Source organism: Flavobacterium sp. JAS (assembly GCF_020991455.1).
GTDB lineage: Bacteria > Bacteroidota > Bacteroidia > Flavobacteriales > Flavobacteriaceae > Flavobacterium.
In genome coordinates this window covers 17,238-31,062 of the sequence record NZ_JAJMOX010000001.1, presented here as the reverse complement: position 1 = coordinate 31,062, position 13,825 = coordinate 17,238, and the positions used below count along the sequence as shown (strand labels likewise).

Here is a 13,825-nt window from a genome sequence, read left to right as displayed (position 1 = left end):
ATAATAAAAATGGATGTATTAATAAAGATTAAAGATCGAGAAGGAGTTATACACGAGTTACAAGCTCCAACTGATATGGCAATGAACATAATGGAGTTATGCAAAGCATACGAACTTCCTGTTGAAGGAACCTGCGGAGGAATGGCAATGTGTGCCTCTTGCCAGTGTTACGTTCTTAATGATATTGCATTACCAGAAATGGGGGATGAAGAAGAAGCCATGCTTTCGGAGGCGTTTTATGTTAAATCTAATAGTCGTTTAGGCTGCCAGATACCAATTACCACAGAATTAGAAGGACTAGAGCTAGAATTGGCTCCTGAATACTAAATAAGAAATTTTTAATATTTTAAAATTCCAAATTCCAATAACAACAGATGTTGCTTTAGAATTTGGAATTTTTTATTTGGGCTTTACTATAGATCATTTGGATCAAAGGGTTCAAATTCTCTTTCAGAAAATGCTTCGGTTAAGATTCCTGACGAACATAACCAGGTTATCATTTCTTCCAGCGTATTTCCAGCTTTATAAATCATTTCGCTGTGCCTTGGCAAAACGAAATATTCATTTTTAAGAAGAATAATTTCATCGCCATCATAAGTATCTCCGATTCTAACAGAATTTAGAACTTCATCTTTTGTCAAAACAGCTGGACCTTCATCCCAAAACCAATATTCGGTTATACGGCTTTTCCATTCTGCCAAAGTCAAAATTATAGTTTCCGGAAGATAGATTCGCACATAAGTTCCGCCAAGAATTCCGCTTCCGTAAGTTGAAACATATTCTTTATAATCATTATCAAAAACAATGTTTAATGTTTTTTCGCAAGCCAGAATATCTTCTTCGTCGGCAAGGAATAAATCTGTTTCATTTGTTTTATAGTTGGGGATTATTTTATAGTTATTGAAGTTCATACGTTTTGCATTTATAAAGCTAAGATAAGATTTTTACTAAAATCATTTCTGTCCTACATTCAAATTTCATATTCAATTTGACCAATGTATATCAACTCAAATTTTGAATTCTGTATCGAAATTGGCTTTTCGATCTGATCTTTTGAAATAAATACAACCGTATTAACTTTTTCCGGATCTTGATTTTGTTTGACTAATCTTTCTTTAGCTTCTGTAATCCATTTTTCAGAATAAGAATATGGACTGAATTTTTCTTTAAAGGAGACCTCTTCATTTTCAAAACCACTTTCCATAAAGTCATGATCTAAAAAGTTCTCATTTTGAGATTTTGCAAATTCCGATATGTATTTTTCATCTTCAATTACATCTTCATCTTCATAATAAGTTTCATTTTCACCCAAAAAATCAAAATATGCTTCTTCTGATGTAAATTGTCCAAACCAAAAATGGCTAGTTTCTGTTCTCATACTTTCACCGTTTTAATAGAACAAAAATATCTTTTCTTAATTATAGTTCTTCATAATTCTATATAAAAAAACCGCAATTACATTTCTGTAATTACGGCTTTCTCTTTATAACAATTTTCTTTATTCTCTAGTTTATACCAAACCTGCTGCAATTAAATATTCAGCGATTTGAATTGTGTTTGTCGCAGCACCTTTTCTTAAATTGTCAGCAACAATCCACATGTTTAAAGTGTTTGGCTGGCTTTCGTCACGGCGGATTCTTCCAACAAAAACATCATTTTTACCTTCTGCATATAATGGCATTGGATAAGTAAATGTGTCCAAATTATCCTGAACCACTACTCCATCAGTGTTATGAAGAATCTCACGAACTTCATTTACATTAAAATCATTTGTAAACTCAACATTTACTGCCTCACTATGTCCGCCAACAACAGGAACACGAACTGCAGTAGCCGTAACTCTAATTGTTTTATCGTCAAGGATTTTTTGAGTTTCACGAACTAATTTCATTTCTTCTTTAGTGTATCCGTTTTCTTCAAAACTATCGCAATGTGGAATCGCATTTCTGTGGATTGGATATTTATAAGCCATTTCTCCCTGAATTCCAGCGTACTCGTTTTCTAATTGTCTTACCGCTTTTACACCAGTTCCGGTGATAGATTGATAAGTAGAAACAATGATTCTTTTAATGTTGTATTTTTTGTGCAATGGAGCCAATGCCAAAACCATTTGAATAGTTGAGCAGTTTGGGTTTGCAATAATTTTATCTTCTTTTGTTAAGCTTGTAGCATTGATTTCCGGAACTATCAATTTTTTTGTTGGATCCATTCTCCAAGCCGATGAATTATCAATAACAGTTGTTCCGGCTGCTGCAAATTTTGGAGCCCATTCTAATGAAGTATCTCCTCCTGCAGAAAAAACAGCGATATCAGCTTTCATGTCAACTGCCGTTTGCATTCCTACAACTTTATATTTTGTTCCTTTATATTCAATTTCTTTTCCTATTGATTTCTCAGAAGCAACAGGAATTAATTCTGTAACAGGAAAGTTTCTTTCCGCCAAAACTTTAAGCATTATCTCGCCAACCATACCAGTGGCACCTACAACGGCTATTCTCATTTTTATATTTTTATAGTATGAATTAAATCTAATTTATAATGCAAAAGTATACAATATAAAAGTCAAAACAAGACGCTTCACAAAAAATAACAAAATGTTATAAATCAAACAAAAATAAAAAAAACCGCCCCAATCAAGGAACGGTTAAGTTAGACATAGTGTAGCGGAATTATTTTTTAAGCAAATCTCTAATTTGCGTTAGTAACTCTTCTTGAGTTGGTCCTGCTGGCGGCGGAGCAACCTCATTTTTCTTTTTAGCGTGGTTAATTCCCTTGATGATGAGAAACAACACAAAAGCAACAATTACAAAGTTAATTACGGCCGAAATAAATAAACCATATTTTACTCCTCCAAAAGCCGTTAATTCCTCAATAGTAGACAAATGCGCCGCATCTAAAGCTGGTTTCAATAACAACGGTGTAATTACATTTTCGATAAATGAGCTCACAATTTTACCAAAAGCAGCTCCAATGATTACACCGACAGCTAAATCAACTACGTTGCCTTTCATTGCAAATTCCTTAAATTCAGAAAAAAATCCCATAATTGTCTCTTTTTGTTTATAATTAAAATGAGTATCGAAAATACGCAATTTTCTTTAGATTTCTTACAATTATCTAAAAAATACCCGTTTTACACGTTGCGAGATACTTGTCATAATCTCATAAGGGATGGTTTTCAGCGCTTCTGCCATTTCTATAACCGTTGGGCTTTCGCCAAAAATAATAACAGAATCTCCTTCTTTACAATCGATATGGCTTACATCAACCATAAGCATATCCATACAAACACTGCCTACAATTGGTGCTTTTTGGTTCTTGATTAACACATAACCAACCAGATTTCCCCATAATCTCGAAATTCCGTCTGCGTAACCAATTGGGATTGTTGCAATTCTAGTTTCTTTCTCAGCCATAAAACGACGTCCATAACCTACGCTATCACCATTTGGGATAGTACGAACCTGAGAAATTATAGATTTTAAAGTTCCAACATTCTCCAGATATTTTTGTTCTGCCGGATCATTAGAAACTCCGTATAAACCAATTCCTAAGCGCACCATATTAAATTGCGCATTTGGGAAATTGCTGATTCCTGATGTATTTAGAATATGACGAATTGGGTTTATATTTAATTCTGAAATTAATTTTGAAGATAATTTATCAAAAAGATCAATCTGCGAAAGCACAAATTCAAAATGCTTCACTTCATCACTTGTTGCGAGATGCGACAAGACACTTTTTACTTTTACAGATGAATTTCCTTTTAAAGTTTCAATCAATTCATTTAAGTTCTCTTCTTCAAAACCTAAACGATGCATTCCGGTATCCAGTTTTATATGAATCGGAAAATCTTTTAAATTCTTTTCGCGGGCAATTTTCAAAAAGGCATTTAATCCTTTTATGCTATAAATTTCTGGTTCTAACTGATACTGAATTATCGAAGGAAAACTAGTGGATTCAGGATTCAAGACCATAATTGGCAATTTTATTCCGCCGTTTTTAAGCGAGATTCCTTCATCGGCGAAAGCCACTCCCAAATAATCTACTTTATGATGTTCGAGCAATTTTGCAATTTCCAATCCGCCGTTTCCATAACCAAAAGCTTTTACCATCACCATGATTTTTACATCATCGGCCAATTTTGATTTATAGTAATTCAGATTATGACTAATCGAATCCATATTGATTTCAAGAACCGTTTCATGTGTTTTTTCTTCAAGTAAAGAAACAATTTGCTCAAACTGAAACGACCTTGCCCCTTTTATTAAAATGGTTTCATTATTGAAATTTAAGCTATCGATCTGAGCAATAAATTCGGCTGTATTTGGAAAAGTTATACAATTCGAAAATTTAGCCGCAAAAGAAGAAATAGTTGCTCCAATTGCTATAACCCGATCTACTTTATTATCCGCAATAAGTTGCGCAACCTTAGTATATAATTCTTCATTTGAGAATCCGCTTTGAACAATATCCGACAAGATAATTGTTTTTGAAGCGTTCTTTTTTTTCTGACTTTCCAAGAAATCCAACGCAATTTTTAACGACTGAAAATCGGAACTATAACTGTCATCGATAATACTAGAATTGTTGATTCCGTTTTTAACTTCTAATCGCATTCGCACCGGATACAACATTTGCATACGGTTTTGAATCGTAGCAAAATCATATTCAAAATAAAGCAAAACCAATAAACAGGAAACGGCATTTTCTATTGAAGCAGAATCGCTAAAAGGAATTTCTAAACTAAAAACATCTTCTTTATATTGATATTGAATAACTGTTACGTCGTTTTTGTGTTCTCTTTTCAGAATAAAAACATCGGCCGAATTATCTGTAAAGCTCCACGAGAAAATCTTTCTGTCTTTTAAATCATTTTCTTTTAAAAAATCCTTCAAACACAAATCGACAATTTCATTTTTTTGATAAATGATTGCTTTTGATTTTTTGAAAAGCAATAATTTCTCGTTGATTTTTTGTTCCAGATTCTGAAAACCTTCGTCATGCGCAGAACCAATATTCGTCAAAACACCAATCGTAGGTTTTATGATTTTCTCCAGATTAATCATTTCGTTTACCGTAGAAATTCCGGCTTCAAAAATGCCTAAATTGTGTTTCTCATTAATGGCAATAACCGACAATGGGACTCCAACCTGAGAGTTGTAACTTTTAGGACTTCTGATAATATTATAATCCGGGCTCAGTAAAAAATTAAGCCATTCTTTTACAATCGTTTTTCCGTTACTTCCGGTCAGGCCGATAACAGGAAAATCAAAAAGATCTCTGTAATAACTCGCAAATTCCTGCAAAGCATCTAAGGAGTTTTTGACCACCAGAAAATTTGCTTTTCCGGAGCAATTCTCAGGAATATACTGCACAACAAAATTCTGAACGCCTTTTTCTATAAGTTCAGGAATATACAAATGAGCATCGTTATTAACGCCTGATAAGGCAAAAAACAAGGTTTGCGATCCGTTTTGAAGCGAACGACTGTCAATCGAAATATGATCAACAAAAATATCAGTGTCTGAGCCAATCCATTCGGCATCAAGAACTGGGATTAGGCTTTTTAAGTTTATGCTCATTTAGAAAATTTCTTTTGTCAAATTTAAAAAAAGGATTGCCACCAAGTTCACAAATTTTCACTAATTCTTTACAGGTGTTTTTTTGCTCCAGATTAAAAAAGTTAGCCACGAATTTCACTAATTTTCACTAATTAAATTCGTGCTCATTCGTGAAATTCGTGGCAAAAGAAAAAATCATTTTAATCCACGTAATCTGTGACAAAAAAAAATAATTCGTGGCAAAAACATTATTTGTTTATATTTGTTCGACGCCACTAAATGCAACGTTTTGAAAAAAATACTTCCTATATTTTCCTATATCCTACACCCGATTTTCATATCGATGTATGCCACTTTGTTTTATCTTTTTTGCAAAGATGACATCTTTACCAATCAGGAAAAATATTATGTTTTATTTCAAATTCTGATCATTACCATTTTAGTTCCAATCTTGTTTTTCATGTTACTGCGTTCAACAGGACATGTAAAATCGGTAATGATTCACGAAACTTCGCAACGCAAAATTCCGCTTGTTCTGCAATGTTTTTTATATATTTTACTGGTAAAAAGAAGCATCATAATTACCCGTTATCCTGAGCTGCATTTCTTTTTTCTGGGTGCTTTGTTTAGTACCATTTTGGCTTTAATGTGTTCACTTTTTAACATTAAAGCAAGTTTGCACATGATGGCTGTTAGCGGATTAACGATTTTTGTAATTGGATTGAATATTCATCTGCAAATGCAGAATCCTTATTGGTCAGCTCTTTTGATTTTATTGACAGGAGTTGTTGCCTCTTCCCGATTAGAAATGGAAGCTCATTCGCCTAATGAATTATTAATTGGGACGTTTATTGGGATATTACCACAATTGTTATTCTTGTATTTGTGGTTATAATATGTAGAATATTAATCCTGCATTGAGAGTTCTCACATCGATACTTTGTCCGGAAGACGTTTTTAAATCTTTTTTAAACAAAGTATTTAAACCATAATTAATATAAACATTCCAGGTATTGTAACCGGCAGCCAGATAAACGCCGTATTGAAATTTACTTACATCCGGATTATTAGCTACTTTATACTTTCCTTCTCCATTGTCTAATACCGATTTATTAGAGAAAACATAACTTAATTTAAATCCGCCGTAAATTCTCCAGAACTTATAACTTTCATAAGTCGAATTTCTCCATCGAAACTCTATTGGAAGATCTACTAAATACTGACGGTATCTATTTGAGGTAATATCATTATAATCACTGACTTCATAAGCCAAACCTCCGCTTGGTACTTGAGAAATAGTCAAATTTTGATAATAATTCTGGTAACTTAACCCTAAACCTGCGGCAATTGCAACGGTTCTTTTTTTATTGATGGGCATATCACGCAGAAATCCGGCAGAAAGTCCGGCAGAAAATTTATTTTGCTTAAGTCCTTCCGGAATCTGAGTCAGAAGGTTATAAGTAACCGAAAAATAAAACTGATCTTCACGGTATAATGAATCTATCTTAACAGGAGGTTTTACTTCTGTCTTAACATCTTCTTGTGCAAAAACGTTAAAAAACGATACTAAAAACAAACAACTAAAAAGGAATCGCATATCGTATTTTGGTTTTAAAGAGTTTTTCAAGTAAACGTATTTTAAGGTATATTTATTTTACTTACAAATATAATATAATGCCAGTTCAGGAGACTATTAGAAAGTAATTATTCTCTTTTTTACGACGAATAAAACCATTTGTTGCACTTTTTTCAATAAACAAGCAACAGAATCTAAAAAACAGAGCATTTTTTCACTGCTCTTTTATACCTTTGCAATGTTATGAAGAAAAAACAGCTCATATTAAGTGTTTCTTTCGCTCTAACAATATTGTTCTCAATATTGTTTCAGTCGATACACAGTTATGAGCATATTGTAAAGCAACTTTCAGAAAAACAGTGTCATCACGATTACAATGATCCAAATGGCGAAATAACGCATCAGCATCATAATTATGACTTATGTTATGTATGTCATTTTGCTTTTGGAAGTTATGTTGTTCCTCAAGAATTTGCTTTTCAATTTCATACTTTCAACAATGAAATTCCTTATTTCTTTGCTCTTTCAGAAAAAGTATTTTCAATTTCAGAAAGTGCTTATTTATTGCGTGGTCCTCCGCAAACTATAGTTTCTTAGGTTTCGATTACTCGAAATACAATCAAAATATTTTTAATCTAATCAAAAAAAATTAGTCCATTTTCCCATTCTGAAACTTTCAGGATCGGCAAATTTCACTATTCTTTTTAGTTTTTATTTTAAAAGGAAAATCAATTAACTATAGCATCATTTTCAAATGAAAAAAATAATATTAGCCCTTATTTTAGGGTTTTCGAGCCTGCTTTCGGCTCAAAATTCGGTTTCAGGAACAGTAACAAATCTTGAAAACCAGCCTATGTCAAACGTTTCTGTTTATGCGCCTGAACTACACAAAGGAATCAAAACTGATGAAAACGGAAAATACGAATTTAAGAATCTTCCAAACGGAAGTTTACGACTTGCTTTTACATTTGTTGGATATACAACTCAAAATAAAACGATCAATAAATTATTAAAACAAAACACCCTGGATGTGACACTTACAGAATCTATTTTTGAAATGGATGAAGTTGTGGTTTCAACGCCTTTCAACAAATTGCAATCGCAAAACGTAATGAAAGTCGAGCATGAAAGCATTAAAACATTGCAGCAAAAAGGAACTTCAACTTTAATCGAAGGTTTGGCAACGATTCCGGGAGTTTCACAAATTTCGACAGGAACTTCTATCGGGAAACCGGTAATTCGTGGTCTTAGCGGAAACCGTGTTTTGGTCTATTCGCAAGGTGTTCGTATCGAAAATCAGCAGTTTGGAGATGAGCATGGATTAGGTTTAAACGATGCCGGAATTGAAAGTGTTGAAGTTATAAAAGGCCCTGCTTCTTTATTATATGGTTCTGATGCTTTGGGTGGAGTTTTGTATTTTAATCCGGAGAAATTTGCTGACGCGAATACGTTTAAAGCAAATTTCAGTCAAAAATATTTCACTAATACACAAGGAAGTAATTCTTCTATTGGATTAAAAACTTCTACTGATAATTGGAAATTTCTGGCTCGCGGAAGCTTCAACACGCATTCTGATTATAAAATTGCCGATGGAGAACGTGTAACAAACACTCGTTATAATGAAACCGATTTTAAAACCGGAATTGGATACAGCAACTCTAGTTTTACTAGTGTTTTGAGATACAACTACAACAAACTGGATCTTGGAATGCCGGATAATGGAATTGGAGAACAATCTTCAAGCAAAAACACCGAATTTCCGAGACAAGGAATCTTCAACCATTTATTGAGTTTAAACAACGTGATCTTTTTTGAAAATTCAAAATTAGATGTTGATTTAGGTTATATCGCCAATGACAGAAGCGAGTTTGAAGACAGTAACGAGGCTTCTCTTCACATGAAACTGAATACTTTTAATTATAATGCTAAATATCATTTTCCGAAATTTGGTAAAATAGAAACTATTTTTGGCGTTCAGGGAATGCATCAAACAAACAAAAACTCCGGAGAAGAATATTTAATTCCTGATGCAACAACAAATGATTTTGGTGCTTTTGGAACTGCAAATTACGAATGGGGAACTAATGTTTTACAAGCCGGATTGCGTTTTGACAACAGAAAAATAACTTCTATTGCACACGGAATTGAAGGCGAAGAGGGGTATTTCCAAGCTTTAGACCGATCATTTGACAGTTTTAATGCTTCTTTGGGATATAAAACAAAACTAGCAGATCCGTTAACGCTTCGATTGAATGTTGCGACAGGATTTAGAGCGCCAAACTTAGCAGAATTAACTTCAAACGGAGTTCACGAAGGAACTAACCGATATGAAATTGGAAATGCTGCTTTGAAAACGGAACAAAACGTTCAGACAGATTTGAATTTAGAATACAAAAACACGCATTTTGAGTTTTTCATTAACGGATTTTACAATCACATAAACAATTACATCTACACTTCGCCAACGGGAGAAGTTCGTGAAGACAATAATGTTTTTGCTTATACTCAGGATAATGCCAATTTATATGGTGGTGAAGTTGGTTTGCATTTTCATCCGCATCCGTTAGATTGGTTGCATTTTGAGACTAGCTTTGAAACCGTAACCGGTAAAAAACAAAATGGTGATTATTTGCCTTTAATTCCAGCAAACAATTGGAATAATACATTGAGAACGGAGTTCAAAATCAAAGATTGGTTTGAAGAAGGATATGCTTCTTTAAATGTTTCATCGACTTTTAATCAAAATAATGTTAGCGGTTTTGAAACGGCTTCAAACGGATATACATTAGTAAATCTTGGTTTTGGCGGAACCGTTAAACTAGGAAAACATGCTTTTGATGTGAACCTGAACGGAAACAATTTATTCGATAAAAAATACATTGCACACCTTTCAAGATTAAAAACAGACGGTATTCCTAATATTGGAAGAAACATCGTTCTGGGAGTTAATTTCAACTTGTAATTTTATTATTTAACCGCAAAGTGGGCTTACTTATTTCTCGCAAAGACGCAAAATCACAAAGTTTATTTTCTTTGCGTCTCTGCGCCTTTGCGAGATTTAAATAAAAAAACTTGGCAAGCCTTGCGAAAAATAAATAAGCGCCCTTGGCATAAAATACTTTGCGTACTTTGCGGCTAAATATTTACCTATCTCACAAAAAGCGTTATTTTTGTTACAACTGTTAAATTTAAATTATGAAAAAAACCTTTCTTATAATGGCTATCACAACCGCAGGAATTTCATTCGGGCAAAATAAAGATCATTACCCTGAAACTAAAAAAGGAGAAACTGTTGACGTTTATTTTGATACTAAAGTTAGTGACCCTTATCGCTGGCTTGAAGATGATAAATCAGCCGAAACCGGAGCTTGGGTAAAAGCACAAAACGAAGTTACTTATGGCTATTTAGATAAGATTCCTTTCCGTGAAGAATTGAAAAAGCGCATGGAAAAATTATGGAACTATGAAAAAATTGGTGCACCATCTACAGAAGGAAAATTTGCTTATTATTCAAAAAATAACGGACTTCAGAATCAATCAGTTGTTTACAGAAAAGGTCAAGATGGTAAAGAAGAAGTTTTCTTAGACCCTAATACATTTTCTAAAGACGGAACTACTTCGCTTGGCGGATTAGATTTTTCTAAAGATGGATCGAAAGCTGCTTATGCTATTTCTGAAGGCGGAAGCGATTGGAGAAAAGTAATCATCATTGATGCATTGTCTAAAAAAGTTCTGGAAGACACTTTGGTCGATGTAAAATTTAGCGGTGTATCATGGCACGGTAACGAAGGTTTCTATTATTCTAGTTATGATAAACCGAAAGGAAGCGAGCTGTCTGCAAAAACAGATCAGCACAAATTGTATTTCCATAAATTAGGAACTTCTCAAAAAGAAGATAAAGTAATCTTTGGCGCAGACCAAAAACGCAGATATGTTGGTGGTTCGGTTACCGAAGATGATCGTTTTTTAGTTATTACCGCAGCAAATTCGACTTACGGAAACGAATTATATATTAAAGATTTAACCGTTGCTAATAGTCCTATTATTACTATCGTTGACAACTTTAACAGTTCGAATTCTATTATTGAAAATGAAGGAAATAAATTGTTTATCGAAACCGACTTAAATGCGCCTAATAGCCGCGTGGTTTCTGTAGATGTAAACAATCCAAAACCTGAAAACTGGAAGGATTTTATTAAAGAAACTCAAAACATTTTATCACCTTCAACTGGTGGTGGTTATTTCTTTGCCAATTATACTAAAGATGCTGTTTCGTTTGTACAACAATACGATTATAGCGGAAAATTAGTTCGCGAAATCAAACTTCCGGCAGTAGGAACTGCAGGTGGATTTGGCGGAAAAAAACACGAAAAAACATTGTATTATAGTTTTACCAATTATACAACTCCGGGAACAATTTATTCTCTGGAACCAAAATCAGGTAAATCTGAAGTGTACCAAAAACCTAAAGTTGATTTTAAAAGTGACGATTACGAGTCTAAACAAGTATTCTACACTTCTAAAGACGGAACTAAAATCCCAATGATTATCACGTATAAGAAAGGTTTAAAACTTGACGGTAAAAACCCAACTATTCTTTACGGTTATGGTGGTTTCAATATTAGCTTAACGCCAAGTTTTAGCATTGCAAACGCTGTCTGGATGGAAAATGGCGGTGTTTATGCTGTTGCCAATTTAAGAGGTGGTGGTGAATATGGTAAAAAATGGCACGATGCAGGAACTAAATTGCAAAAACAAAATGTATTTGACGATTTTATCGCAGCCGGCGAATATTTAATTGCTCAAAAATATACTTCATCTGATTTCTTAGCGATTCGCGGAGGTTCTAACGGTGGTTTATTAGTTGGTGCAACAATGACACAACGTCCTGATTTAATGAAAGTAGCTTTACCGGCTGTTGGTGTAATGGATATGTTGCGTTACCATACTTTTACGGCAGGTGCAGGTTGGGCTTACGATTATGGAACTTCTCAGGATAACAAAGAAATGTTTGAATACCTTAAAGGATATTCTCCGGTTCAAAACGTTAAAAAAGGCGTTCAATATCCAGCAACTATGGTTACAACCGGTGATCACGATGATCGTGTTGTTCCTGCACACAGTTTTAAATTTGCTGCTGAATTGCAAGATAAACAAACAGGTAATAATCCGGTTTTGATTCGTATTGATGTAAAAGCGGGTCACGGAGCAGGAAAATCTGTTGCGGCAACAATTCAGGAAAACGTAGACATTCAAGCGTTCACACTTTACAATATGGGATTTAAAGCTTTACCTAAAAAGTAAACTTTAGTCTGTTTTTTATAGCCACGAATTCACGAATTATTTTTTGTGAGTTCGTGGTTATTTTTTTTGCAATCAGCTTAAGTTTTGTTTCACGCAGATTTAAAAAAGATTTAAGCAGATATAAAAAGATTTTCAATTTATTAAATCAAATAAATCTGCCTAAATCTGCTAAATCTGCGTGAAAGAATAATTCGTAAATTCGTGGCCAATTTTTTTTAAACAGTAACAAAAATAAAAATTCAAGGAAATTAGTGCAATTCGTGGCAAACCTTTTTAAATTTGAATTAATTATAAAACACCAAAAAATGAAAATTGTAAAATGGGGAATTATAGGTTGTGGTAATGTAACCGAAGTAAAAAGCGGGCCTGCATTTCAGAAAACTCCAAACTCAGCTTTAGTTGCTGTAATGCGCAGAGATGCGGCTCTTGCCGAAGATTATGCCAAACGCCACAACGTTCCTAAATGGTACTCAAATGCTGCTGATTTAATCAATGATCCCGAAGTTGATGCTGTTTATATCGCAACTCCTCCATCATCTCATAAAGAATATACTATTTTGTGTGCTAAAGCAGGAAAACCTGTTTATGTGGAGAAACCAATGGCTTTAAACTTCGAGGAATGCAACGAAATGATTAGCGTTTGTAAAGAACATAACGTACCATTATTTGTAGCATACTACAGAAGACGTTTACCAAGATTCCTAAAAATAAAAGAACTAATCGATCAAAATAAAATAGGAACGATAAGACATGTAAACTGTGTTTTATTCCATCCGTTTGAACAACGATACGACGACGAAATCAATCTTCCGTGGACGGTTTTACCGCATATTTCCGGAGGTGGAATTTTTGTTGATTTGGCTTGTCATACTTTAGATTTTCTGGATTTTGCACTTGGTCCCATAAAATCTGTTCGAGGACATGCTAGTTCGCAACTTAAAGCATATCCTGCCGAAGATTCAGTTTCGATGTCTTTTTTATTCGAAAACGGAATTCACGGAACCGGTTTATGGAATTTCGCCAGTTTTAAGCGTTATGACAATACTGATATTGTTGGCGATAAAGGAAAAATCTCTTTCTCTACTTTCGGAAATGATCCAATTCATATTGAATATTTAAACGGCGAAAAAGAAAGTATTACAATTGAAAATCCACTTCATATTCAGCAGCCACTTATTGAAACCGTTGTTGCAGAAATTCTAGGCAAAGAAGGAATTAATCCTTCAAAAGGAAATTCTGCCGCAAGAACAACCTGGGTTATTGATCAGGTTTTAAAGGAATTTAGGGATTCTAAATAATATTCATCATTGCGATGGACAGATTGTGCAAAAAAAAAGAGGGTATTCATTTGAATATCCTCTTTGTTATAAAGTATAGTTTT

General features: G+C 33.8%; 12 protein-coding genes. 6 read left to right on the top strand and 6 right to left on the bottom strand.

What is annotated here, in order from left to right; all coding sequences use genetic code 11:
* Positions 1 to 9: 9 nt before the first annotated feature.
* Positions 10 to 327: a 2Fe-2S iron-sulfur cluster-binding protein gene (locus LPB88_RS00130; RefSeq protein WP_099710409.1), complete on the top strand. Its 318-nt coding sequence runs from the start codon at positions 10 to 12 to the stop codon at positions 325 to 327.
* Positions 328 to 413: 86 nt separating this feature from the next.
* Here the strand turns inward: LPB88_RS00130 and LPB88_RS00125 are convergent, their stop codons facing one another.
* From LPB88_RS00125 to LPB88_RS00105, 5 genes are all read right to left on the bottom strand, one after another.
* On the bottom strand, positions 414 to 911 hold the full coding sequence (locus LPB88_RS00125; RefSeq protein WP_230711776.1) for an SMI1/KNR4 family protein: 498 nt from the start codon (positions 909 to 911) through the stop codon (positions 414 to 416).
* A gap of 59 nt (positions 912 to 970) precedes the next feature.
* Positions 971 to 1,378 carry an immunity 22 family protein gene (locus tag LPB88_RS00120; RefSeq protein ID WP_230711775.1) on the bottom strand — a complete coding sequence of 136 codons (408 nt, stop codon included), beginning with the start codon at positions 1,376 to 1,378 and terminating at the stop codon, positions 971 to 973.
* A 132-nt stretch (positions 1,379 to 1,510) separates the two neighbouring features.
* On the bottom strand, positions 1,511 to 2,500 hold the full coding sequence (locus tag LPB88_RS00115) for an aspartate-semialdehyde dehydrogenase (protein WP_230711774.1): 990 nt from the start codon (positions 2,498 to 2,500) through the stop codon (positions 1,511 to 1,513).
* Positions 2,501 to 2,669: 169 nt separating this feature from the next.
* The gene (gene mscL / locus LPB88_RS00110; RefSeq protein ID WP_230711773.1) at positions 2,670 to 3,044 is read right to left on the bottom strand and encodes a large conductance mechanosensitive channel protein MscL; all 375 of its coding nucleotides are present in this window, start codon (positions 3,042 to 3,044) and stop codon (positions 2,670 to 2,672) included.
* Between the two features lie 69 nt (positions 3,045 to 3,113).
* Positions 3,114 to 5,585, bottom strand: a complete 2,472-nt coding sequence (locus tag LPB88_RS00105; RefSeq protein ID WP_230711772.1) for a bifunctional UDP-N-acetylmuramoyl-tripeptide:D-alanyl-D-alanine ligase/alanine racemase — start codon at positions 5,583 to 5,585, stop codon at positions 3,114 to 3,116.
* A 268-nt stretch (positions 5,586 to 5,853) separates the two neighbouring features.
* Between LPB88_RS00105 and LPB88_RS00100 the strand changes: the two genes are divergently transcribed.
* A complete protein-coding gene (locus LPB88_RS00100) occupies positions 5,854 to 6,459 on the top strand; it encodes a hypothetical protein (RefSeq protein ID WP_230711771.1) in 606 nt (201 codons plus the stop codon).
* Here LPB88_RS00100 and LPB88_RS00095 read toward each other — a convergent pair.
* On the bottom strand, positions 6,454 to 7,161 hold the full coding sequence (locus LPB88_RS00095; RefSeq protein ID WP_230712177.1) for a porin family protein: 708 nt from the start codon (positions 7,159 to 7,161) through the stop codon (positions 6,454 to 6,456). The genes LPB88_RS00100 and LPB88_RS00095 overlap by 6 nt on opposite strands.
* A gap of 222 nt (positions 7,162 to 7,383) precedes the next feature.
* On the opposite strand from LPB88_RS00095, the gene LPB88_RS00090 reads away from it, so the two are divergent.
* The 4 genes from LPB88_RS00090 (at position 7,384) to LPB88_RS00075 (ending at position 13,742) form a co-directional block, all read left to right on the top strand.
* Positions 7,384 to 7,737: a hypothetical protein gene (locus LPB88_RS00090; protein ID WP_230711770.1), complete on the top strand. Its 354-nt coding sequence runs from the start codon at positions 7,384 to 7,386 to the stop codon at positions 7,735 to 7,737.
* Between the two features lie 157 nt (positions 7,738 to 7,894).
* Positions 7,895 to 10,102 carry a TonB-dependent receptor gene (locus tag LPB88_RS00085; protein ID WP_230711769.1) on the top strand — a complete coding sequence of 736 codons (2,208 nt, stop codon included), beginning with the start codon at positions 7,895 to 7,897 and terminating at the stop codon, positions 10,100 to 10,102.
* Positions 10,103 to 10,335: 233 nt separating this feature from the next.
* Entirely contained in the window at positions 10,336 to 12,444 is a 2,109-nt protein-coding gene (locus tag LPB88_RS00080; RefSeq protein ID WP_230711768.1) for a prolyl oligopeptidase family protein, read from the top strand.
* Positions 12,445 to 12,749: 305 nt separating this feature from the next.
* Complete coding sequence (locus LPB88_RS00075) at positions 12,750 to 13,742, top strand: Gfo/Idh/MocA family protein (RefSeq protein ID WP_230711767.1); 993 nt, start codon at positions 12,750 to 12,752, stop codon at positions 13,740 to 13,742.
* The last annotated feature ends 83 nt before the right edge of the window (positions 13,743 to 13,825 follow it).